Raw genomic sequence first — 21,473 nt, forward strand, 5'->3', positions numbered from 1 at the left:
TCACCATAAGCGACAACCATCGGTTGTCGGATCTTCCGGATGGCTGTTGGACCGCGAAGCATCCGGCGGGATTGCCTGTCCCGCATGCGAAGACTGATTCCCACCGGGGACCCCGCACGTCCGGTGGAGCCCACCGACACGCCCCAGCCGGCCCCGGCGCCCGGCGAGGCGCTGGTCGAGGTCGAGGCGTTCTCGCCGAACCGGGGCGAGACCTTCCTCCTCGAACGGCCGAAAGCCGGATACCTCCGCCTGGTGTCGGACGGCCGCCTGCACCCGGAGATCGGACGGGTCGCCGACTGGTCCGCGACCGCAGACGTCCTGGCAGATCTGCGAGAACGCCGAATCCGCGGCAACACGGTCCTCGCGACGGGAGTAGGCCGATGAACGGGGGAGCCGAATTCGCCGCCTCCCAATGGACGCGAGCCACCGGCCTGGGGCTCGACCCGCACGAGTACCAGCGCGTCACCTCCGCCCTGGAATCCGTCGACGATTGGGGACCCGCTTTCGTCGAAGCGGCGCGCGGCCACCTCGCCCGCGCGGCAGACGCCTGGTCCCCGGTGTCGGAAGGCGAACACCTGCTGGCGGCGGCCCGGTGGTTCCACGCGGCCACGCTGGCTCCGTACGCGGCGGCGGGACAGGCCGCGCAAGAAGCGGACTCCGCTTTCGGACGAGCGCTGGCACTCCTGGAACCGGACTCCCGGCGGATCGAAGGCGAGGAGTTCACCGGCTGGCTGCGCGGCCCCTCCGACGCCCCTGCCACGGTGGTCATCGTCCCCGGAATGGACTCGGCCAAAGAAGAATTCCTCGACGTGGCATCGGCTCTGCTGGCGCGCGGCCTGGCCGTGTTCGCCATGGACGGCCCCGGCCAGGGCTCCTTGGCCCCCACGACGACCATCCGAGCCGACTACCACCAGGTCGTAGGCCGCGTCCTGGACGCCCTCGACGTGAACCGCGCGGGCATCGTCGGCCTCAGCCTCGGCGGCTACTACGCGGCGGAGACCGCCGCCCTGGAACCCCGCATAGCCGCCGCCGCAACCGTCAGCGGACCCTTCCGCCTGACCTGGAACGCCCTGCCCGAGCCCGTCCAGGCCATCCTCACCCGCCGCGCAGGAGGCCCCGAGGCCGCCCGCGCCTTCACCCGCCGCGTCGACCTCTCCACCCTGGCCCCGAACATCACCCCTCCGCTCCTCGTCATCGACGGCGACCAAGACGTCATCCCCGGCGTCGAGAACGGAAGGCGGCTCGCCGCAACGGCCCCGCACGGCGAATACCTGACCATCCCGCCCGGCGACCACCTCCTCGGCAACACCCGCCCCGACTGGCTCCCCCACCTCGCCGACTGGATGACCCGAACCCTCACCTGACCGCCGCCCCCACAACTCGCGTCCTTCTGACCCGGGTGGCGTCGTATCCGGGGCGGGTCCGGCCAAGATTCGTTATAGTTCATAACGTTATGACTTTTAACGAGTTCGGGCCTCCGGAGGATCTGCGGCGCTGGACGGGGTTCCTGCTGTCGTGGGTCGCCGCGCACGCCCGTGAGTCCTATGAGGCGGTCGTCGCCGAGGTCGGGTTGAAGCCGCAGCATCTGGGGGTGCTCGTCCAGATCAGGGACGGGCCGATGATCCAGTCGCGGCTCAGTGACCGGTTGCGGGTGTTCAAGCCCGTCATGGTCGGGCTCGTCAACGATCTGGAGGCGGCCGGGTTCGCCGAGCGCCGTCCGCATCCGACCGACCGCAGGGCGGTGGAGGTCCACATCCTTCCGGCGGGGCTGGAGGCCGTGCGGCGGGTGGACGCGCTCGCCGAGAACGCTTCGCGGGAGTTCTTCTCTCCGCTTGACGAGAGCGAACACCAGACGTTGCACGCCCTGCTCACCAAACTCGCCGACACCATGGCTGACCGTCCGTGAACGGACCGCGACGAGGGGAACGACCAATGGAAGTCCGAGTGAGGACGGGATACGGCGAACTGCGCGGTCGGCTTGAAGGAGATGTCCGCGTTTTCAAGGGCGTTCCTTACGCGGCGGCGCCCGAAGGCGTCCTCCGCTTCGCGGCTCCCGTGTCCCCCGAACGGTGGGCGGGGGTGCGCGAGGCCGTCGCGTTCGGTGCGGCGCCGCCGCAGCGTCCGCCTGCGCCGGGTGTACCGCCGGTGTGGCGGCCCGAGGACGGGCTGGACTGCTTGCGAGTGAACGTGTGGGCCCCGGGCGGGCACGGTCTGCCGGTGCTGGTGTGGATCTACGGCGGAGGCTGGGCGTACGGGGCTCCGTCGATGCCGCAGTACGACGGGGCCGCGCTGGCCGCGCACGGCGTCGTGGTGGTGACGTTCGGCTACCGGACGGGTTTCGAGGGGTTCGGCCACGTGCCGGGCGCGCCCGACAACCGGGGGCTGCTCGACCAGCTCGCCGCGCTGCGCTGGGTCCAGGAGGAGATCACCGCGTTCGGTGGCGACCCCGGCAACGTGACGGTCGCGGGTCAGTCGGCCGGGGCGTCGTCGCTGCTTCTGCTGGCCGGGTCCGGGAAGGCCGAAGGCCTGTTCCGTAGGGGCGTCGCACAGAGCCCTCCCCGCGGCTGCCGGACGCGGGAAGAAGCGGAGGCCGTCACCGCGGCCCTGGCCGAGGCCGTCGCATCCGACGCACGATCCCTGGCAGACATGCCTCCGCAGGACCTGCTGTCGATATCCGACGCCGTGCTTACCAAGGGCGCACCGGGCGGCCCGTTCGGTCCGATCCTGGACGGTGAGCTGGTGACGGGCGAGCCGTGGGAGGCGGCGGCCGTGGCGGGGAACGTCGCCCTGGTGATCGGAAGCACCCGGGAGGAGTACCGGGGCATCGGCGGCCCGCTCCCAGGCGACGCACTGGCCGGAGTGGCCGAACACTGGAACCTGCCGCCGGAAGCTTCCGAGACCTACCTCAAAGAGACAGGAAACCCGTCCGAAGCACTGACGGCACTGCTGTCAGACGCGCTGGTACGCATGCCCGCTCTATGGGCCGCCGAAGCGCACGCGGCGGCAGGCGGCCGCACGTGGCTCTACGACTTCGCCTGGGCTGGCCCGACGCTCGGAGCCGCACACGGGATCGACCTTCCGTTCGTCTTCGGACTGCCGCACAGCCGCTTCGCCACACGTTTCTTCGGCGCGGAACCACCGCCGGTCTTCACGGAACTGTCAACGGCGATGGCGAAGGCATGGACGGGCTTCGCCGCCACGGGCGATCCCGGCTGGCCGCGCTTCGAAACGGAGACCGGAACGGTGCGCGTATGGGACGCCCACCCGCATGACGAGGCCATCCCGGAAGAGGGCACGCGCGCATTGTGGCAACGCCCGGCCGACCGCTGCAGGTAGCCGTCGCAGTGCACCTCGCCCTTCAGGATGGCGTTGGTCGGAGCGAAAGAGCCACCGATTCCCCACGGTCACCTTTTCGGCGGCGGGCTCCCCGGATTTCCAGGCCGGTCTCCGGCCGATAAAAATGCTCACTTACTGCGTGTTTCCGATAGCTCCCTGAATGCGATTCAGGTCATGTCGCCAGGCCATTCGCATAAAAGTGCGTTCAGGCCGCTCCGAAATCCGGAACGGGAGTGCGGCCCCGGTGGCCCGCCCGGGCCGGGCGTCCCGTCGCCCCCTCGGGTGGGCGATACGAACAGTTTGCCGATCTTGGGGATGTCCGCCGCGTCCGTACGGGAAAGCCATGTATGGGGCGGGTTCTCAGTCGGCCGGTTCCGGTCCGCGCCGAACCCATTGACACAATCCATACCTGAAAACTAGGCTTCTAGTTTAGGTGATCCTTCGCCTTTGGGGCATTCTGTACGGCGGAGTCATGCGCCGAGGTCGCGCCCTGTGGAAGAGAGAGGTGGCCTCTTGGGCACGGAAATGCAGCTGGGAAGGCGTGGTTTCCTGGCGGGTGCGACCGCCGTCGCCGCGGTGGGCGCGGGGTGCATGCCCGGCGTCCATCCGGTCCTGGAGGTGCACGCCGAGTCCCGGGCGATCCCGGAGGCCGGCCGGGCGCGGCGCCGCCCGAACGTGCTGATCATCGTCACCGACGACCACCCCAAGCACGCGGCGTGGGCGCTGCGCAAGACGCGCAGGTGGCTGGTCGACCAGGGCGTGGAGTTCGTCAACGGGCACACGACCACGCCCCTGTGCGCGCCGGCGCGGGCCTCCATCCTCTCCGGCCGCTACGCCCACAACCACGGGGTCCGCGACAACCACCAGAAGCTGAGGCTCGACCAGGACGCCACGCTCCAGCGGCACCTCAGGGACGCGGGCTACCGCAACGGCATGTTCGGCAAGTACCTCAACGAGTGGCGGATCGCCAGCCCGCCGGAGCACTTCGAGGACTTCGCGGTGCTGAGCCCCGTCGGCTACGTCGACGGCCGGTTCAACCACAACGGCCGGATCGCCAGGCTCCCCGGCTACACCACCCACCGGATCCGCGACTTCGCGCTCGACTTCATCCGCCGCGGCGCCGCCGACCCCAGGCCCTGGTTCGCCTACGTCGCCCCGTACGCCTCCCACGCGCCCTTCACCCCGGAGGAGGCGTACGCGGACGCGCGCGTGCCCGCCTGGACGGGCCGCCCCTCCACCGCCGAGGCCGACAAGGGCGACAAGCCCGCCTACCTCCGCGGCGCACGGATCTCGGCGGCCCGCGGCAAGACCATCCGCCGCCAGCAGATGCGCACGCTCCTGACGGTCGACGACACCGTCCAGGCGCTCCGCGACACGCTGAAGGCCACCGGGCAGCTCGACAACACCCTCGTCATCTTCATCGGGGACAACGGCTTCCTCTGGGCCGACCACGGCTGGGCCCGCAAGTCGGTGCCCTACCGCCCCGCCATCGAGGTGCCGTTCTTCCTGTCCTGGCCCGCCGGCGGCCTCGCCTCCGGTACCAAGGACCGCCGCCTCGCCGCCAACATCGACATCTCCGCGACCGTCCTGGACGCCGCCCGCATCAAACCCACCACGCCCCAGGACGGCCGCTCCCTCCTGCGCTCGGGCTCCCGCGACCACCTGCTCGTGGAGTTCTGGAAACAGGGAGGCGACCCCCGCCCGCCCCACTCGTGGGCGTCGTACGTGACCAGGACCGAGCAGTACACCGAGTACTACGACCTGCACACCAACAAACGCGGCGAACCCGTGGGCAGCGGAAAGGTCCTCTTCCGCGAGTACTACGACCTCCTCAGAGACCCGCACCAGCTCGTCAACAAACTCCACGGCGCCACCCGCGCCCAGGAGAAGTCCTGGGGCATCTCCGCCAAGGCCGCCCGCCTGGCCGCCTCCCGCTCCATCTGATCCGCCCCCGCGACACGAGGCCGGGCCGCAGGATCCTTCGCCGCCGGGTTACCGTGTCCGTCGGCGGGTGGGCCGTTCCGTTCTTCGGCACACGAACTTCTCGACCTCGTTCCTCGGTGTTGGGATGACGCCGCTTCGACATTTCCCACCCCCCAGGAAGGCTGTCGATGAACGAGCGAGATTTTCCGTCCGAAGAGAGCACGAGAGCGTTCGGGCGGGCGGCCGGTGAGCGGCGCTGGGTGAAGGCGCTCGCCGGCGCGTCCGCGGTGGGAGTCGCGGTGTCGCTGGCACTCGTCGGCCAGGCGGCGACCGCGGAAGCCGGCGGGGTGAGCTCCGTCGTGCCGCGTGCCGAGTGCGGGCCCGGTTCGTCCCCCGAGACCGGGCTGCAGGGGCAGGTGCCGCTCGCCGACCGCAGGAACGGTCGGAGCAAGCAGGGCTATTCGTGCAATCTGGAGCTCGTCAGCCGTTTCCAGGGCGAGGGGCAGGGAGCGGTGGGCGCCCGTTACGGGACCTGCCAGTACCTGGGGACCACGTTGCTGGGGGCGCTCAACAGCAAGAAGCCCGGCGTCCAGGTCGTCGACATGAAGAACCCGAAGAAGCCGCGGCTGTCCACCACGCTGGTCAGTCCCGCGACCACGGCGGGGACGTGGGAGACGCTCAAAGTCCACGAAGGCCGCGGGCTGCTGGCGGCGGTGTCGGTCGGGATGCTCACGGGCGGGTTCTTCGTCTCCGTCTACGACGTCAAGACCGACTGCGCAAGACCGCGCCTGCTCAACGGCATCAAGGGCACCTCGCTGACGATGCCCGGCGCGATCCCGGGCCATGAGGCGAGCTGGTCGCCCGACGGGCGCACCTACTGGGCGGCGGGAAACGTCGGGGGCACGATCGCCGCCCTCGACATGACGGACCCCCGCAAGCCCAAGGTCGTCTACAACGGCGTCATCGGGCTGACCGACCACGGCATCGGCATCCGCCCCGACGGTGACCGCATCTACGTCTCCAACGGGCTCACCGGCGGCGTCACCCTCTTCGACTCCACCGAGATCCAGCAGCGCCGGTCCCATCCGCGGCTGCGCCGCATCTCCGAGATCACCTGGAGCGACGGCCTGGCCACCCAGCACGCGATCCCGTTCACCGACCGGGGCCGCCCCTACCTGATGGCCGTCGACGAGCTGGGCTCCGGCGGCGCCCGGATCATCGACATCGCCGACGAGCGCAAGCCGAGGATCATCCGCAAGCTCAAGCTGGAGATCAACCGGCCGGAGCACCTCGCCCTGCGCGAAGCCGAACTCGCGAAGAACGGCATGTTCGGCTACGACTCCCACTACTGCACCCTCGACCGCGGCAAGGACCCCGAGATGATGGCGTGCGGCTGGTTCCAGTCCGGCATCCGCGTCTTCGACATCCGCGACCTGCGCAAACCCCGCGAGATCGCCTACTACAACCCGCCCGCCCAGGCCGGGATGCGCGACAGGCTTCCGCAGTCCGCCCACGCGGCCTTCCCCGTGGGCGCCTACCTCTCCGACGTCCTCACCGAGAGCGGCCCCTCCGCCTACACCGGCAAGCCCGACATGACCGCCGACTGGTGCTCCTCCCCGCCCTTCTTCGACGGGAACCGGCTCTGGGTCGCCTGCAGCGACAACGGCGCCCTCCTCCTACGCCTCACCAACGGCGCGAAGCGGATCTGATGAGGCGTGTGCTCCGAGGGGCGGGAAGGATTCTCCCGCCCCCGCCTGCGGCTCGCCTCGTGGCGGGTCCCCGCGGACCTCGCCGACGACATCCTGCTCTCCGCCGTCGAACTCGTCGGCAACGCCTGCGACGCCACCCCCGCCGCCCGCATAGCCTTCCGCGCCCGCCGCGACCCGGCCACGGGCGCGATCTGGGTCGGTGCCCGGGACACCTGCCGCGCCCTCCCCACCGCCCGCCTCCCCGAACTCACCCTCGAAGACCTCGACGCCCTCCCCGACGACCACGCCTTCGGCGGCTGGGGCCTCCCCTCGTCGCCGCCCTCGCCGCCGACTGCGGCGCCACCCGCACCCCCGACGGCAAATGGGTACACGCCCTCTTCCTCCCGCGCTGACCCTTGCGGCTCCGACACGACGAAAGCCTTCTACCACCTCCGGCGCGAGAACCCGGACATCTCGCGTACCGCCGAGGCGACGTCGCCGATGCCGATGCGAGGGCCTGGAACCTCCCCGCCCGTTCCGCGACGATGATCGTCCGGGCGGGGACGGGTGTCAGAGATGGATTTCGACCGCGCCCATGCCCTCGGTCAGGCACCGGCCGACGACGTTCTTCTCCCTGAGTCTTTCGAGAACGGCGGCTGAGAGTTCCCATGCCGCAGATGTGAAGCGCTCGTCTTGGAGGATCGTTCCGCGCGAGGTCCTGACACCGGTCCTGCCGTCGCGGACGACCGGCTCGGCTCCCTTAGGCCAGAAGGGAAGAAACCGGGGAGCCCCGGCCTCCTCAGGATGCACGGGCTCGACGTACACGCATTCGCTGTCCGGGTCGTACCTGAGAAACCAGTGCGAAGTGGAGGTCTGCACGACCCCGGACGGAGGAGGGGCCGGTTCGACGATGCCGAGAGGGGGGTTCGTCGCGGTCGACGTGTAGGTCGCGCGAGACTCCGCCAGCGTCGGACCGGTCTGCCTCGCCGCGGGCGCTTCCGCGTCCTGCGCACCGCAGCCGATCGTGGCGAACACCCCCAGCACGGCAAGAACATGCTTTTTCATTCACTGCCCCTTGGCGAGGGAAGGCACTTGGGCGAACACATCCCCTTCATCGCCGGATCACCGGGTGACGACCTGCCAGCCGTTGAGCGCGTTCGGAATGAAACGCGCCTGGGAGAACCAGCAGTTGCCGTTCGAGGTCGCGCTGGTCAACCCGTAGGCATTGCCGCCCCAGTAGAAGGGCCCTCCGCTGTCGCCTCCGATGCACGCGCCGCCGTTCATATAGACCTGGCGGCCCACGGTGACGCCACCGGGGTTGACATAGGACACGCCGACCGAGTTGACGGTGCCGCAGACGGCGCCGGACGCACGGCCGAACTTGCACAGCGTCTTGCCGGGCTCGTTCGTCATCGCGTATGTCGCCACCTGGTCGACGTAACGCTTTTGATTCCAATCGTAGTAGTAGGTGTCGGTCGAGGTCATGGTGCCAGGACCGTAACGGGCGAAATCCCCTTCAGGCCCTTCGTAGTAGAGCTTTCTTTGGATCTCGGTCGACCCGCCGTCACCCGAGTGGTTGGCGTATCTCCGCGCTTCGGTCGACTTCGCGCAGTGGCCGGCGGTCGACGGACTGCGCATACCGTCTTTGTGGATGTTGAAGCCGATGGTGCAGAGCGAGCCGCCGTCCTTGAGGTCGAGCAGCCCTCCTCCCCGCAGCCACCCGTCGACCTGCCGTACCGGGGTGTCGGAAACCAGCTCCACTCGGAACTTGATCCTGGGGTTCGCGGCAGGCTCCGGTCGCAGTTCGGCAGAGGACTTCACGGACCGGCTCTGCTGCGCCCGGACGAGGATCTCCCCGGTCCTGACGTCGGGCGCGACCATGGCGGAGACGCCCGCCGGAATCCGGGAGGCGGCACGATCGGCCTCCTGCTGGAGTTCCATCCGGGTGTACCCCCTGCCGCCGACGATGGCGGCTTTCGAGAACATCCCGTTCACGCGTTCTGCAAGTGCCATGGGAGCGGGGAGAAGGCGTCGCAGGAAACGGTGGGCAGCACGGGAAACCGGCGGATCGCCGCGGAATTCGAACCGAGCCTCACCACGCGGGCGGCATCCGGTGCACCCCGGCGGACGTACGGCCGCCTGTGGCGGCGGGGTTCCGGTTGCCGGGCGGGATGGGGCTCGAGGTGGTGCCGGCGGGTCAGGCGACGTCGGCGGGGGTGCCGCCGGTGAGGCGGAGGAGCTCTTCGTAGGTGGTGGGGAAGACGGTGTGGGGGTGGCCGCCGGCGGCCCAGACGACCGGGTGCTCGTGCAGCCAGGTGTCGACGATGGTGAGGAGGGGGGCCGGGTGGCCTACGGGGGCGACGCCGCCGATGGGCTGGCCGGTGGTCTCGCGGACGAACTCCGGGGTGGCGCGCCTGACCTCGGCGGCGCCGACGACCGCGGCGATGTGCTTCACGTCCACGCGGTGGGCGCCGCTGGTGAGGACGAGGAGGGGGGAGCCGTCGGCGTCGAAGACGAGGCTGTTGGCGATGGCGCCGACCTCGCAGCCGAGCAGGTCCGCGGCGGCGCGGGCGGTGGGCGCGGGCTCGGCGAGTTCCACGATCCGGCCGGAGGCGCCCTTGGCGGCCAGGGCGGCGGCGACGCGTTCGACGTTCGGGTGCACGGCCACAGCCTATCGACGTGCGAAGGAACGGCCCCTAACATCCGGCCATGAGTGATTTGCCCGACGTTGTCCTATGGGCCATCCCCGCGTTCGTGCTGCTCCTGGCGCTCGAGGCGGTCTCGTACCGGCTGCGGCCCGACGGGGACGGGCCGGGTTTCGCGGGGAGGGACACCGCGACGAGCCTCGCGATGGGCGTGGGCAGCCTCGGCTGGGACCTGCTGTGGAGCGTGCCCATCGCGGTCGCCAACGGGCTGCTCTTCGGCTGGCTGTACGACCTGACGCCGTGGACGGTCCCCGTCACCTGGCAGTGGATCGTCGTCGCGGTCTTCGTGACGGACTTCTTCTACTACTTCTCGCACCGCGCGCACCACCGCGTCCGCGTCCTGTGGGCCTCGCACGTCGTCCACCACTCCAGCCGCCACTACAACCTCGCGACGGCGCTGCGCCAGCCGTGGACGAATTTCACCGGCTGGATCTTCTACGTCCCGATGGCCGTCATGGGATTCCATCCGGCGGTGATGGCCTTCTCCTACGGGGTCAACCTCGTCTACCAGTTCTGGATCCACACCGAGCGGATAGACAAGCTGCCCCGGCCTTTCGAGTACGTCTTCAACACCCCGTCCCACCACCGCGTGCACCACGGTTCGCAGGGTTCCTACCTCGACCGGAATTACGGCGGCATCGTGATCCTGTGGGACCGGTTGTTCGGGACGTTCACCCCGGAGACCGAACGCGTCGTCTACGGGCTGACGAAGAACATCGACACCTTCAACCCGCTGCGCGTCGCCTTCCACGAATACGTCTCGATCGCGCGGAACGTGATGTCGGCGTCCAGCTGGCGCGGCCGTATCGGTTACGTCTTCGGCGAGCCCGGATGGAAGCCCGCGGCGAAGGCCGGTGAATGAGATGGCGCGCATCCTGTTCTTCGTTCTGGGGGCTGTGCACCTCGTGGTGCTGGCCGTCGGGATCCCCGTCGTCGAGTTCACGACGAAGGCGCTGCTGATGCCGGTGCTCGCCTGGTGGCTGCACGGGCAGGGCGGGCCGCGGCTCATGGTCGCGGGCCTGCTGCTGTCGACCGGGGGAGACGTCGCGCTGGAATTCGACGGGTTCTTCATCGTCGGGATGGCGTTCTTCGCGGCCGCCCATGTTTGTTACGTCACGTTCTTCGCGCGTTCTTTCGCGGCGGCCGGGCGCCGGCGGTGGACGATCACCGGTGTTTATGCCGTCGTGTGGGCGGTGCTCGTCGTTCTTCTGTGGCCGGGGCTCGGAGATCTGCAGATCCCGGTGGCGGTGTACTCGCTTCTGCTGACGGCGACCGCCGTGTTCTCGGCCGCCCGCGGAGTGCTGACGGGCGTGGGCGGCGCGTTGTTCCTGGTCTCGGACTCGCTCATCGCCTTCCGCATCGCCGATATGGAACTCCCCATGCACGGATTGCTGGTGATGCTGACGTATATGGCGGCGCAGTATCTGCTCGCCTCGGGATCTCTCGCGCGCTCCGGAGGACGCTCTCCCGCGCTCGCGTGACCAGTTTTGTCAGACCCGTGTGTTCTCCTCGGAAGTACCCGGTTGACCTGGGGTTCGGGTGGATCTCGAACACGCCGATCGAACGTATTGACGATGGGTGGGCGGTCAGGTTTACTGGGGGCATGTCGAACCGATGTTCGACATGGTGTGGGACTCGCGGCCCGCACGGGAGCACGGGCGAACCGGAGGCAGCGCACCGCCGGTTCGCACCGGCCCGGGCAGGGGGGAGGGGAAGCCCCTCTCCCGGGCCGGACGCTCCGGCGCGGACGCGAGTGATCGTCCCAGGTGAGGCCGGTCGGCCACGCCTGGCGAAAGGAGGCCACGCAATGACCGTGCACCCCATGCCCCCCGGACTCCCGTCCCCCCGGACGGTCTCGACCGCCCAGTACAAGCTGCGCCTGGCCCGTCAGCACCTGGCGGACGCGGCCGAGTCCACCCACTCCAACATCCGCTACTCCCGCGCCCACGTCGCCGCACTCCACGCGGCCGCCGCCGTCCTGGCCGCCCGGGAGACCGCCGCCCCCGCCCGCCGCGGCCGCCCCCGCACCGCCTGGGAGCGCCTGGCCGCCGCCGAGCCCGTCCTCGCCGAGTGGGCGGTCTTCTTCGCCTCCGGCGCCGACAAGCGCGCCGCCGCCGAAGCCGGCCTCCCCACCGCCACCACCCCCGCCGAGGCCGACACCCTCCTCCACGACGCCAACCTCTTCGTCACCCTGGTGGAGGACATCCTGGGCATCCCCACCCAGCAGTCCCTCCCCCTGACCGGCTGACCCCGGCCCGGACCCAGGGCACCACCGAAGGCACGCGGTCCGGGAGGTGCAGATCAAGCCCGGAGCACCGCCGACGGCGTAGTGCAGGTGACGCGGACCGGACCCGAGGCACCGCCGCCGACGGCATGCCTTGCGCATCGGGTTCCGGACACCTACGGCGTCGCATGGTGCGGGTGGCGCAGACCAAGCCCGGAGCAGCGCTGAGGACGTGGTGCAGGTGGCGCGGACCGGGTCCGGGGTACCGTCGACGGCACGCAGTGTGGACCAGGTCCGGGGTACCCCGGCGGCACGCGGTCCGGGCGGCGCAGATCAAGCCCGGGGCACCCGCCGAGGGCGCGGGCGGTGTGACCCGAGGGCGTGGGCGGTGTGACGTGCCGCGAGATCCTCTGCGCGGGCTCGGACGGGGCGAGGCCCCGGCCGGGACGAGTTCGCTGCTGCACTGCCTGGAAGCGCCCGTCTGCGGCTGCACGTTCTGGGAGCGTCTGTCTACCGCCGCGTCGCCGGGGAGTGCTCGGTCGCGGGGCGTCGCGGCTTTCGGTCGGTGGAGTGCTTCCAGCGGCGTGTCAGCGGGGTCATCGCAGCGAGGCGTCCAGCAGGCGGATCAGTTCTCCGACTCGTCCGCCGCCGGGCGGGGCGAGCGGATAGCGCCTCAGGACGTCCACCACGACGGGGCGCGCGAGAGTCCGCGTCTGCGCGATGTGGTCGGCTCCGGTGGCGGGGTCGCCTCCGGCGGTGAGCTCGAACGCCCGCGCGGCGTGGGCGGCGGAACCGAGGATGTGCTTGACCTGAGAGGCCTTCGCCAGCGGGTGGAGGAACGCCGCGCCGGCCGCGCCGACGGCCGCGCGCGCGGCGTCGCTCGCCGCGTCCCGTCCCGCGTCGCGGGCCTCCTGGGCGGCTCGCCAGGCCGCCCATGCGCTGTCGCGCAGCGCCTTGGTCCGCTCGGCTCCGTCGGCGAACGCCTGCGCGGCATCGACCGCGTCCCGTGCGCGCCGGTCGTCAGGACGTTCACGTTCGAAGATCGCCAATGCGGGCCGTGCGCAGACCACCGCGTAGCGGGTGACCTCACGGAGCTCGGACAGGCTGAGCGCGATCGTCGTGGAGCCGTCCGCCACAGCGCGGCCCTTCTCCTCGGGGGACACCATGATTTCAACCGTATCGTTGAACTTCCGGTGTGAACTTTCATGCGGAAAGCCGTGATCAATGAGGGCATAGCTTAAAAGCGCTGCTGAGCCCTGTCGCCGAGGGGCGAGTCGGATGCCGGACGCGCTCGTGGTCGGATGCCTCATCCGCCGGGGCCGGCGCAGGTGCGACCAGGGCGCTGACCGCCGCACCCAGGACCATGGCCGCGAACAAGAGGAGGCCGCGCGCCGTGAGCTGATGAGGTGCGGGGCCGCAGGGTGCGGACTCCGGATGGAGACAAGGTGCTGACAGCCGCCGGTGCGCGGTCGTCAGCCGCTGGTACGCGGGCGGTCAGCGGGGGCGAGCAGAGTACTGATCACCACGGAGCGCACCCGCTCTCCAGCTCTCGGAGGTTCTGCCATGAACAACGCCACCCCGGTCCGGCGTGAGATCGCCATCGACGGCCGCCGCCTTTCCTACCTGGACTTCGGCGGCGCCGGCCGACCGCTGCTGGCTCTGCACGGGCACCTGTACGAGGGGGAGACCTGGGGCGCGCTGGCCGAGGCGCTCGCGCCGCACTGGCGGGTCATCGCCCCCGACCAGCGCGGCCATGGCGACTCCGACCGGGCGCCGTCCTACACCCGCGACGACTACGTCGCCGACGCGATCGCCCTGCTGGACCACCTGGGCATCGAGGAGGCCGCTGTCCTCGGCCACTCCGGCGGAGGCATCACCGCCTACCAGCTCGCCGCCCGCCACCCCGGCCGCGTCAGCGCGGTCGTCAACGTCGAGGGCCCGGTCTGCGACCTCGACGACGGCCCCAGCGCCCTGGCGTTCGTCCTGGGCCTGCCCTACACCGCCCCGACCAAGGAGGAACTGCTGGCGGACATCGGCCCTCTGGCCGCGATGTTCGGCGACAAGCTCCGTCCCACCCCCGACGGCGGATGGCGCCTCCCCTTCCACCCCCAGGACACCCTCGTCTCCGAGTCCGCCACCCGCGGCGACCACCGCGCCGACTGGACGGCGAGCACCTGCCCCGCCCTCTTCGTCCTCGGCCGCAACAGCCAGGTTTTCACCCCCGACGAGGGCCGCCGCCTCGTCGCCGACCGCCCCGGCACCCGCCTCGCCGAACTCGACACCGACCACTTCGTCCACACCGCCGACCCCGAGGGCTTCGCCACCGCGGTCAGGGACTTCCTCACCACCCTCTGACCCGCCCCGCGCCCCGATCCGATGAGACCGGCCCGCCGGGAGCGGGACGGTTCTAGACGGAACGGGTCAAAGGACGAGGACGGCGGCGCCGTTGACGCGGTCGGCGGCCAGGTCGGCGAGGGCCCGGTCGGCTTCGGCGAACGGGTAGGGGCGGGTGGCGACGGCCAGGGGGAGCCGGGCGGCCAGGCGGAGGAACTCGGCGCCGTCGGCCCGGGTGTTCGCGGTCACCGAGCGGACCTGGCGTTCCTGGAAGAGGTGGCGCTGGTAGTCCAGTGGCGGGATGTCGGTGAGGTGGATGCCGGCGATCGCCAGGGTTCCGCCGCGGTCCAGGCGTTCCAGTGCGGCGGGTACGAGCTCTCCCGCGGGCGCGAACAGGATCGCCGAGTCCAGGGGCTCGGGGGAGGGGTCGAAGGAGTCGCCCGCCCAGGCCGCGCCCAGTTCCATGGCGAGCCTCCGCGCGGCCGGGGCGCGGGTGAACACGTACACCTCCGCCCCTTCGGCCAGTGCGATCTGGGCGGTGAGGTGGGCGGATCCGCCGAAGCCCCAGATGCCGAGCCGTCCGCCCGGCGGCAGTTCGGCCCGCCGCAACGACCGGTATCCGATGATCCCGGCGCACAGCAGCGGCGCCACCTCGACGTCCGAACGGTTCGCGGGCAGGTCGTAGACGTAGGCGTCGGGGGCCACGACGTACTCGGCGTACCCGCCGTGCGCGTCCCACCCCGTGTAGGACGAGCGCTCGCACAGGTTCTCCGCGCCCCTCCGGCAGAACCGGCAGGCCCCGCACGTGCTCCGCAGCCAGGCCACACCGACCCGATCCCCGCGCTCGTGCAGGCTTCCCTCTCCGGCCTCCACGACCTCCCCGACGACCTCGTGCCCGGGTGTCACCCCCGCCAGATGCACCGGGAGGTCACCCTCGGCGACGTGCAGATCGGTCCGGCACACCCCGCAGGCACGTACCTTCACCAGCAGTTCGCCCGGCCCCGCCGGCGGCACCGCCCGTTCCACCGGTTCCAACGGCCCGGTGGCCATCGCACCCGGCCGCCGTACGCTCCACGCCCTCATCGCCGCCTCCCGCGTCCCCTTCCGGCACCTTCCCCGTCCGTACCGTCCCGAAGACCCCCTTCACGGTCATGAGCGCCGCGCTAAGATCACCGGCCACCCTCTCTGTTCCGGAGCGCTCTGGGAAGGCCCCGCTGAGGGCGAGTGCCGTCAGACGCGGGCGGTGATGCTCGCGGTGAGCAGTCCGAACGCCGCGGTGGCGAGGCGGTCGGGGACGAGGGAGGCCAGGCGCAGTGCCGGTTCGGTCTGGACGAGGGTCTGGGGCCCGGTGAGGGCGATGGCGTGGCCGCCGGCCGTCGCGGCGAGGGCGGCGCGCCAGCCGCGGCTGCGGGCGTAGCCGCGGAGGGCTCCGCCCGGGACGGGACGTCCCGGGGCCAGGCGCCGCAGGAGTTCGGCGACGTCCTCCAGCGCCTGGTTGGCGCCGAACCCGAAGGTGGGCGACATGGCGTGGGCGGCGTCGCCGAGCAGGACGCAGCGGCCGCGCCTCCAGCGGTGCGGCGGGCGGAGGCGGTGGTGCGGGTAGGGGCGCAGCTCCACCTCGCCGACGGCCTCCAGCTCGCCGAGCGCGTCCAGGACGTCGGGGATCGGCGGCGCCCAGCGGCCGTACCGCTGCCGGAGGAGGGCCAGCGGCTCCGGTCGGGCCGGGCCGGGCCGCCACGGGACGTCGAAGAACCACTGGGTGAGGCCGTACCCGGCCGGGGTGAGCCCGACGAGGCCCTGCCTGCCGAGGAACATCAGGGACCGGTCCCGCAGGTCCAGCGGCAGGCGGGCCAGCCCCTGGTGGCTGGCGACCCGGGCGCGGAGCGCGCCGTCACGACCCGAGCGCGCGCCGCGGCCGAAGAGCGCCGCGCGGATCCCCGAGCGGGCGCCGTCGGCGCCGATGAGCAGGTCGGCGGTGTGGTGGGCGCCGTCGAGGGTCTGGATCTCCACCTGCCCGTCGCCGTCCCGGCCGCCGGAGCGCAGCGTGGCGAACTCGGCGCCGAACCGCACCGTGCCGTCCGGCAGCGTCCGGGCGAGCCGCTCCAGGAGCACGCCGCGGGGGACCATCAGCACGGCGCCGCCGAGCCGGTCGGCCAGCCGGCGCGCGTCCAGGCGCAGTACCGGCCGTCCCGCGGCGCTGAGCGCCTCCAGGCTCCGCAGCCGGTGGCCGGCCCCGCCCAGGTCGGCGCCGAGCCCGGCCAGCACGCGGACGCCGGTGCCCAGCAGGCTGATCGCCCCGCCCCCGGTGCGCGGCGCGGCGGCCCGCTCCAGCACCGTCACCCGGTGGCCGGCCTCCAGCAGCCCCCGCGCCGCCGCCAGCCCGGCGATCCCCGCACCCACGACCAGCACCCGCACCGCGCACCTCCACGACAGTCGGTAGTACTACGATGTGTAGTACTCGTGGCCGGTGCCGTAAAGCCGGACGGGCGTGTGACATCCCTCACGCTCCGGGCGGCGGGCGCCGTCCTCTCCGGGACGGGAGCGGAAGCGCGCGCCGTCGACCGGCGCCGCCCTGATCTCCACGCCGCGCGACGTCCGCCGGCCGTCGCCTGAAGGACGGCGTCACCCGGCCGGCCCCCGCGGGGCGGGACCGGCCAGGCCGTTCTCCCAGGACCAGGCGGCGATGCCCACGCGGTTGCGGGCCTTCAACTTCGCCTGGACGTTCGCGACGTGGGTCTTGACGGTGCCAGCCGAGATGAAGAGCCTCCCGCCGATCTCGGCGTTGGTGAGGCCCTCGGCGATCAGACGGGCGACCTCCCGTTCCCGGGCGGTGAGGGACGAGGGGGCGGGGGACGCCGCCGGGGCGGAGGCGAGGGTTCGGAGCAGGCGGACGGTGATCTGGGGGCTGATGAGGACGTCCCCGGCCATCGCCGCCCTGACGCCCTCGATCAGCAGCCCGGGGCCCGAGCGCTTGAGCAGGAACCCGCAGGCGCCGTCGCGCAGTGCCGTGCGCACGTAGTCGTCGTGGTCGAAGGTGGTGACGACGAGGACGCGCATCGGGTCGGGCACACCGGGGCCGGTGAGGAGTCGGGTGAGTTCGAGTCCGTCCAGGCCCGGCATGCGGATGTCGGCGAGGACCACGTCCGGGTTCAGGGTGCGGGCGAGGCGGACGGCGGTGAGGCCGTCCGCGGCTTCGCCGACCACGGTCATGTCGGGCTGGGAGCCGAGGATCAGGCGGAAGCCGCTGCGGACGTCGTCCTGGTCGTCGGCGATGAGGATACGGGTCGGGCCGGGGGGCTTCGTCATGAGGTCTCCTCCAGGAGCGCGGTCGGCAGAACGGCGGTGAGCCGCCAGCCCCCGTCGCCGTACGGACCCGCCGAGAGGGTTCCGCCGAGTGCCTGGGCATGCTCGGCCAGGGCGGGGAGGCCGAGGCCGCCTCGGGAGGCGCGGCGGCGGGGCGCGGCGGGGCGGGCGCCGCACTCGTTGGTGACCCGGATCTCCACGGCGGTGGCCGTGGGAGTGAGCGCGACGGTGGCGCGGGGGGCGTCGGGGGAGTGCCGTCGGATGTTGGTCAGCGCCTCGACGACGATGCGGTACGCGACCGCGCCCGCCTCGCGGGAGAGCGCCTCCGCGGCCCGGGGAGGCATGTCCAGATGCACCTCGGTGGCTCCCGCGGAGGTGAAGTCCACCACCAGGGACGGCAGCCGGGACACGCCGGGGAGCGGCTCGGTGGCATGGGCCTCCGGGCCGTGCAGCATCTGTACGGTCCGGTCCATCGCGGCCAGGGCGCTCAGTCCGGCCTTTTCGATGCGCTCCAGGGCGAGCATCGCCTGGGAGGGGTCGGTGGCGGCCACGAAGCGGGCCGCCTGGGCCTGGACGACGATCCCGCTGATGTCATGGGCGACGAAGTCGTGCAGGTCGCGCGACAGCTGCAACCGCTGGGCGCGGCGGGCCTCCGCCACGGCATGGCGGCGGCGGAGCTCCTGGCGACGGGGATAGGCGCCCGCGGCCACCGCGGCGACCACGGGAAGCAGCCAGAAGGCGACGATGCCGATGCCCTCCAGGACGGATTCGCCCGTCACCAGCGGAAGGGGCCAGAGGACCACCGCGAGGGCGGTCGCCGGAAGGGCCGACCTGAGCGCGCGCGGCGGTGACCAGCGGGTGACCACGGCCAGGAGGAGCAGGAGGACGAAGGACTCCGCCAGCTTCCAGCCGGCATGGGCACCGGCGGCCGGCAGGGTGAAGCCGGTGACCAGGGAGAGCACCGCGCAGACCGTGGCCGGGCGGGCGAGGCGGCCGAGCCGCTGACGGACCGCGGCACGGGGACGGGCGACGGCCCACACCAGCACGCCCGCGGCCGCGAGCGTCGGCAGAGCTGCGAACGCGTCGACGGCCGGGCCGGTTGACTCCCACATGTGGATCAGCGTACGGGCGCCGGTCCGGCGGGGCTCTCTGCCGAACGGCAGAGGCGGGCCGGGCGACGGCGCGAACTTTGTGCCGATCGGCGGATGGGATCACAAGGGGCGTCGGGGCGAAGCTTGAACCGTTCCGCCGAACACGGCGAACCCCCCTTCCCCCACACAGGAGTTCATCATGCGCAACACCGCAATCGGTGCCACGGCGGCCGTCGCCGTCCTCGCCGGCCTGCTCACCGCCGGGCCGGCTCCCGCGACCCCGGCCGCGTCGGCGTGGAAGAAGCCGGCGAAGACCGCGAGCGTCCACGGGCAGGCGCGCATCTCCTACATCGAGTCGGTCGACGACGACATCCGCTTCACCGTCCATGCCGAACAGACGCCGTTCACCCGGCCGGTGCTTCCCAACGCTCCGAAGGGGCTTTCCACAGACGCCCGGGGCACGCTGAAGTTCTCCCACACCACCCGGACCGGAGCGACGGGATGGGCGGAGGCCGAGGTGGACTGCCTGGTGACCAGTGGGCGGACGGCGACCCTGACCGCGGTCGTGACGAAATCGAACATCGAAGAGGCGGGAGCCAGGCTGGGCATCAGCGTCCAGCAGGGCGGCAGGGGCGAGCCGGACCGGCTCGGCTTCTCCTGGGGCGTGGTGAACGTCGACCCCGGGCACGTCGACGAGAACGGTCACCCCGTGCGGCCGCAGGCCGGCACGTGCATGGCCCCCGCACCGTTCACGACCGTGGTCAAGGGCGGCTTCGAAGTGGTGCACGCAGAGATCACGAAGACTCCCGAGGCGGCGACCCGCCGTGGCTGACCTCCTGACGCGCGGAACGCCCGCGCCGGCCGCCCCGCAGGTCTCCCGTTCCGTCCGCCTGGCGGCGCACGCCGCCGCACTGACCCTGGTGCCGTCCGGACTGTGGCGTATCGCCGTCGCCCTGGGCTGGGACTCCGGATTCACCGATGAGGTCCTCGGCCCGGAGAACTTCCCCGGGGAGGCGACCCCCTACCTGATCGGACTCAGCCTGCTCGCCGAGGCGCTCGGGCTGCTCACCCTGGGCCTGGTCCACAGGTGGGGCGAGGAGGTCCCCCGGTGGGCACCGCTCCTGGGCGGCCGAAGGATTCCCGTACCGGCCGCGGTGATCCCCGCGTCCCTCGGCGCGGTGTTCGTCACCCTCATCACGGTCATCGGCGCTTTCAGCTGGAACGATGCGGACAACATGGGCGCGGTCGGATCCCCCGACGGCCTCCGCTACTGGCTGATGACCGCCTGCTACCTGCCGCTGCTGGCCTGGGGGCCGCTGCTCGCGGTGGTCACGGCGGCCTACTACCGCCGTCGGCGTCGAAGCCGCTGAGTCCGTGCGCCCGCGGCGGCATGGCGGACGTCCCCGGCGCCACGTTCCTCCGGGCCGTCGGCGTTATGGCAGGCTGATCCGGCTATGGGGTCATTTGGGGCAGGCGAGCGACCGGTGGTGCCGCTGCTGGCGTTCCTGGGAGCGATGGCGTATTCGCTGCCGATGGCGGTGATGACGCCGGCGCTGCCCGATCTGCAGGCCGAGATGGGGACGAGCCCGGCGGGCGCCGCGTGGAGCGTCACCGGGATGGTGCTGAGCGCCTCGGTGGCGACGCCGGTGGCGGGACGGCTGGGCGACCTGCTCGGGGCGCGGCGGGTGCTGCTGTGGGTGCTGGCGATCGGCTTCGCGGGACAGGTCGTCTCGGCGGTGGCGGGCACCCTGCCGGTGCTGCTGGCGGGGCGGGTGCTGGCGGGGGTGGGCAGCGGGGTGTTCCCGCTGGCCTACACGATCATCCGCAAGGGGTACCCGCCGGAGCGCTCGGCCTCGGCCATCGGGCTGATGTCGGCGATGCTCGGGCTGGGCGGCGTGCTGTCGTGGGTGATCGCCGGGCCGGTGATCGACCACCTCGGGTGGCGGTGGCTGATCTGGGTGCCCGCGGTGATCCTGCTGCCTGGAACGTTCCTGGCCCGGCGGGTGCTGCCGCCGGTCGCGGGGGAGCCCGGCCGGGGCGTCGACTGGTGGGGGGCGCTGCTCTTCGGCGGCTGGCTCACCGCCGCCCTCACCGCGCTCACCCAGGGCTCGGCGTGGGGCTGGACGTCCGCCCCGGTGCTGGGCCTGCTGGCGGGCGCCGCCGTCGGCGCCGCGGTCTGGGCGTACGTCGAGGCCCGGGTGCCCGCGCCGCTGGTGGACCTGCGGCTGATGCGCGTACGCGGCGTCTGGACGGCCAACCTCGGCTCGCTGCTGGCGGGCTTCTGCCTGATGGCGGCGGGCCTGCTCTTCCCCCTGCTGATCCAGATGCCGGAGAAGGAGGGCTTCGGGTTCGGCGGCACCGCCACCGACACCGCGATGGTCGCGCTGCCCGCGGGCGTCGCGATGACGCTCATGGGTCTGGTCAACGGCAGGCTCGACCGCCGTTTCGGCGCCCGCACGGTCCTGGCGGCCGGCGCCGTCCTCACCGCCGCCGGCTACGGGATGCTGGTCGTGTGGCACACCGAGCTGTGGCAGCTCGTGCTCCCCAACGTGCTGCGCGGCGCCGGCCTGGGCATGGCCTACGCCGCGGTGGCCACCCTCGTCGTCGCGGCCGTCCCCGTCTCCCAGACGGGCGCCGCCACCGGCGTCAACACCCTCCTGCGCACGGTCGGGGCGGGCCTGGGCACCCAGCTGACCGCGATCCTCGTCGCCGCCTACGCGCTGAGCCGCACCGGGTTCGTCCTGGCCTTCGCCGTCTGCGGCGCGCTGGCGGCGGCCATCCTGGCGGTGGCGCTGCTGGCCCCCCGCCGCCCGGCTCCGGCCGAGCCGCCGACGGAGCGTCACGACGGCCCGCCCGCCACGTTCTGAGA

The 21,473-nt window shown here is 71.9% G+C and carries 22 protein-coding genes; 14 read left to right on the plus strand and 8 right to left on the minus strand.

Annotation, left to right across the window (positions count from 1 at the left end):
- Positions 1-84 precede the first annotated feature (84 nt).
- From ABD140_RS18450 to ABD140_RS18480, 7 genes are all read left to right on the plus strand, one after another.
- Positions 85-384: a hypothetical protein gene (locus tag ABD140_RS18450; protein ID WP_344242098.1), complete on the plus strand. Its 300-nt coding sequence runs from the start codon at positions 85-87 to the stop codon at positions 382-384.
- Positions 381-1,364: an alpha/beta hydrolase family protein gene (locus ABD140_RS18455; RefSeq protein WP_344242099.1), complete on the plus strand. Its 984-nt coding sequence runs from the start codon at positions 381-383 to the stop codon at positions 1,362-1,364. Before ABD140_RS18450 ends, ABD140_RS18455 begins: the two co-directional genes overlap by 4 nt.
- An 89-nt stretch (positions 1,365-1,453) precedes the next feature.
- Positions 1,454-1,906 (plus strand): MarR family winged helix-turn-helix transcriptional regulator, encoded by a 453-nt coding sequence (locus ABD140_RS18460; protein WP_344242100.1) that lies wholly within the window; start codon positions 1,454-1,456, stop codon positions 1,904-1,906.
- Between the two features lie 26 nt (positions 1,907-1,932).
- Complete coding sequence (locus ABD140_RS18465; protein ID WP_344242101.1) at positions 1,933-3,336, plus strand: carboxylesterase/lipase family protein; 1,404 nt, start codon at positions 1,933-1,935, stop codon at positions 3,334-3,336.
- A gap of 513 nt (positions 3,337-3,849) precedes the next feature.
- Positions 3,850-5,280 (plus strand): sulfatase family protein, encoded by a 1,431-nt coding sequence (locus tag ABD140_RS18470; protein ID WP_344242102.1) that lies wholly within the window; start codon positions 3,850-3,852, stop codon positions 5,278-5,280.
- A gap of 167 nt (positions 5,281-5,447) precedes the next feature.
- Complete coding sequence (locus ABD140_RS18475; protein ID WP_344242103.1) at positions 5,448-6,968, plus strand: LVIVD repeat-containing protein; 1,521 nt, start codon at positions 5,448-5,450, stop codon at positions 6,966-6,968.
- A 6-nt stretch (positions 6,969-6,974) separates the two neighbouring features.
- Entirely contained in the window at positions 6,975-7,496 is a 522-nt protein-coding gene (locus ABD140_RS18480) for a hypothetical protein (protein WP_344242104.1), read from the plus strand.
- 21 nt (positions 7,497-7,517) lie between these two features.
- On the opposite strand, the gene ABD140_RS18485 is transcribed toward ABD140_RS18480, so the two are convergent.
- The 3 genes from ABD140_RS18485 to ABD140_RS18495 form a co-directional block, all read right to left on the minus strand.
- On the minus strand, positions 7,518-8,012 hold the full coding sequence (locus tag ABD140_RS18485; protein ID WP_344242105.1) for a hypothetical protein: 495 nt from the start codon (positions 8,010-8,012) through the stop codon (positions 7,518-7,520).
- 57 nt (positions 8,013-8,069) lie between these two features.
- Positions 8,070-8,960, minus strand: a complete 891-nt coding sequence (locus ABD140_RS18490; protein ID WP_344242106.1) for a trypsin-like serine protease — start codon at positions 8,958-8,960, stop codon at positions 8,070-8,072.
- Between the two features lie 184 nt (positions 8,961-9,144).
- Positions 9,145-9,609 carry a YbaK/EbsC family protein gene (locus ABD140_RS18495; RefSeq protein WP_344242107.1) on the minus strand — a complete coding sequence of 155 codons (465 nt, stop codon included), beginning with the start codon at positions 9,607-9,609 and terminating at the stop codon, positions 9,145-9,147.
- Between the two features lie 47 nt (positions 9,610-9,656).
- On the opposite strand from ABD140_RS18495, the gene ABD140_RS18500 reads away from it, so the two are divergent.
- The 3 genes from ABD140_RS18500 to ABD140_RS18510 all read left to right on the plus strand — a co-directional run bounded on the left by ABD140_RS18500 (position 9,657) and on the right by ABD140_RS18510 (position 11,900).
- Entirely contained in the window at positions 9,657-10,514 is an 858-nt protein-coding gene (locus ABD140_RS18500; protein WP_344242108.1) for a sterol desaturase family protein, read from the plus strand.
- A gap of 1 nt (position 10,515) precedes the next feature.
- Positions 10,516-11,133: a lysoplasmalogenase gene (locus ABD140_RS18505; protein ID WP_344242109.1), complete on the plus strand. Its 618-nt coding sequence runs from the start codon at positions 10,516-10,518 to the stop codon at positions 11,131-11,133.
- A gap of 326 nt (positions 11,134-11,459) precedes the next feature.
- Entirely contained in the window at positions 11,460-11,900 is a 441-nt protein-coding gene (locus ABD140_RS18510) for an SAV_6107 family HEPN domain-containing protein (RefSeq protein ID WP_344242110.1), read from the plus strand.
- 572 nt (positions 11,901-12,472) lie between these two features.
- Here the strand turns inward: ABD140_RS18510 and ABD140_RS18515 are convergent.
- Positions 12,473-13,042 carry a putative immunity protein gene (locus tag ABD140_RS18515; RefSeq protein WP_344242111.1) on the minus strand — a complete coding sequence of 190 codons (570 nt, stop codon included), beginning with the start codon at positions 13,040-13,042 and terminating at the stop codon, positions 12,473-12,475.
- A gap of 397 nt (positions 13,043-13,439) precedes the next feature.
- On the opposite strand from ABD140_RS18515, the gene ABD140_RS18520 reads away from it, so the two are divergent.
- Positions 13,440-14,231 carry an alpha/beta fold hydrolase gene (locus ABD140_RS18520; protein WP_344242112.1) on the plus strand — a complete coding sequence of 264 codons (792 nt, stop codon included), beginning with the start codon at positions 13,440-13,442 and terminating at the stop codon, positions 14,229-14,231.
- A gap of 66 nt (positions 14,232-14,297) precedes the next feature.
- Here the strand turns inward: ABD140_RS18520 and ABD140_RS18525 are convergent, their stop codons facing one another.
- The 4 genes from ABD140_RS18525 to ABD140_RS18540 all read right to left on the minus strand — a co-directional run bounded on the left by ABD140_RS18525 (position 14,298) and on the right by ABD140_RS18540 (position 18,625).
- Positions 14,298-15,293, minus strand: coding sequence for a zinc-binding alcohol dehydrogenase family protein (locus ABD140_RS18525; protein ID WP_344242113.1), 996 nt, complete (start codon positions 15,291-15,293; stop codon positions 14,298-14,300).
- 147 nt (positions 15,294-15,440) lie between these two features.
- Positions 15,441-16,625, minus strand: coding sequence for an FAD-dependent oxidoreductase (locus ABD140_RS18530; RefSeq protein WP_344242114.1), 1,185 nt, complete (start codon positions 16,623-16,625; stop codon positions 15,441-15,443).
- A 207-nt stretch (positions 16,626-16,832) separates the two neighbouring features.
- Positions 16,833-17,516, minus strand: a complete 684-nt coding sequence (locus tag ABD140_RS18535) for a response regulator (RefSeq protein WP_344242115.1) — start codon at positions 17,514-17,516, stop codon at positions 16,833-16,835.
- Entirely contained in the window at positions 17,513-18,625 is a 1,113-nt protein-coding gene (locus ABD140_RS18540) for a sensor histidine kinase (RefSeq protein WP_344242116.1), read from the minus strand. The genes ABD140_RS18535 and ABD140_RS18540 overlap by 4 nt, the downstream gene beginning before the upstream one ends.
- A gap of 178 nt (positions 18,626-18,803) precedes the next feature.
- Here ABD140_RS18540 and ABD140_RS18545 point away from each other — a divergent pair, with 178 nt between their 5' ends.
- The 3 genes from ABD140_RS18545 (at position 18,804) to ABD140_RS18555 (ending at position 21,471) form a co-directional block, all read left to right on the plus strand.
- Complete coding sequence (locus ABD140_RS18545) at positions 18,804-19,436, plus strand: hypothetical protein (RefSeq protein WP_344242117.1); 633 nt, start codon at positions 18,804-18,806, stop codon at positions 19,434-19,436.
- The gene (locus ABD140_RS18550; protein ID WP_344242118.1) at positions 19,429-19,974 is read left to right on the plus strand and encodes a hypothetical protein; all 546 of its coding nucleotides are present in this window, start codon (positions 19,429-19,431) and stop codon (positions 19,972-19,974) included. Before ABD140_RS18545 ends, ABD140_RS18550 begins: the two co-directional genes overlap by 8 nt.
- 114 nt (positions 19,975-20,088) lie before the next feature.
- Positions 20,089-21,471: an MFS transporter gene (locus ABD140_RS18555; protein ID WP_344242119.1), complete on the plus strand. Its 1,383-nt coding sequence runs from the start codon at positions 20,089-20,091 to the stop codon at positions 21,469-21,471.
- Positions 21,472-21,473 lie beyond the last annotated feature (2 nt).

This window comes from Actinocorallia libanotica, from assembly GCF_039525175.1.
Taxonomy (GTDB): Bacteria; Actinomycetota; Actinomycetes; order Streptosporangiales; family Streptosporangiaceae; genus Actinocorallia; species Actinocorallia libanotica.

Excerpts from the sequence above, each read along its gene's own strand:
- ABD140_RS18540 (WP_344242116.1), bottom strand. The coding sequence starts at position 18,625 with ATGTGGGAGTCAACCGGCCCGGCCGTCGACGCGTTCGCAGCTCTGCCG.
- ABD140_RS18490 (WP_344242106.1), bottom strand. The coding sequence starts at position 8,960 with ATGGCACTTGCAGAACGCGTGAACGGGATGTTCTCGAAAGCCGCCATC.
- ABD140_RS18455 (WP_344242099.1), top strand. The coding sequence starts at position 381 with ATGAACGGGGGAGCCGAATTCGCCGCCTCCCAATGGACGCGAGCCACC.
- ABD140_RS18475 (WP_344242103.1), top strand. The coding sequence starts at position 5,448 with ATGAACGAGCGAGATTTTCCGTCCGAAGAGAGCACGAGAGCGTTCGGG.
- ABD140_RS18510 (WP_344242110.1), top strand. The coding sequence starts at position 11,460 with ATGACCGTGCACCCCATGCCCCCCGGACTCCCGTCCCCCCGGACGGTC.
- ABD140_RS18505 (WP_344242109.1), top strand. The coding sequence starts at position 10,516 with ATGGCGCGCATCCTGTTCTTCGTTCTGGGGGCTGTGCACCTCGTGGTG.
- ABD140_RS18525 (WP_344242113.1), bottom strand. The coding sequence starts at position 15,293 with ATGAGGGCGTGGAGCGTACGGCGGCCGGGTGCGATGGCCACCGGGCCG.
- ABD140_RS18515 (WP_344242111.1), bottom strand. The coding sequence starts at position 13,042 with ATGGTGTCCCCCGAGGAGAAGGGCCGCGCTGTGGCGGACGGCTCCACG.
- ABD140_RS18485 (WP_344242105.1), bottom strand. The coding sequence starts at position 8,012 with ATGAAAAAGCATGTTCTTGCCGTGCTGGGGGTGTTCGCCACGATCGGC.
- ABD140_RS18520 (WP_344242112.1), top strand. The coding sequence starts at position 13,440 with ATGAACAACGCCACCCCGGTCCGGCGTGAGATCGCCATCGACGGCCGC.
- ABD140_RS18450 (WP_344242098.1), top strand. The coding sequence starts at position 85 with ATGCGAAGACTGATTCCCACCGGGGACCCCGCACGTCCGGTGGAGCCC.
- ABD140_RS18535 (WP_344242115.1), bottom strand. The coding sequence starts at position 17,516 with ATGACGAAGCCCCCCGGCCCGACCCGTATCCTCATCGCCGACGACCAG.
- ABD140_RS18500 (WP_344242108.1), top strand. The coding sequence starts at position 9,657 with ATGAGTGATTTGCCCGACGTTGTCCTATGGGCCATCCCCGCGTTCGTG.
- ABD140_RS18465 (WP_344242101.1), top strand. The coding sequence starts at position 1,933 with ATGGAAGTCCGAGTGAGGACGGGATACGGCGAACTGCGCGGTCGGCTT.
- ABD140_RS18460 (WP_344242100.1), top strand. The coding sequence starts at position 1,454 with ATGACTTTTAACGAGTTCGGGCCTCCGGAGGATCTGCGGCGCTGGACG.
- ABD140_RS18545 (WP_344242117.1), top strand. The coding sequence starts at position 18,804 with ATGCGCAACACCGCAATCGGTGCCACGGCGGCCGTCGCCGTCCTCGCC.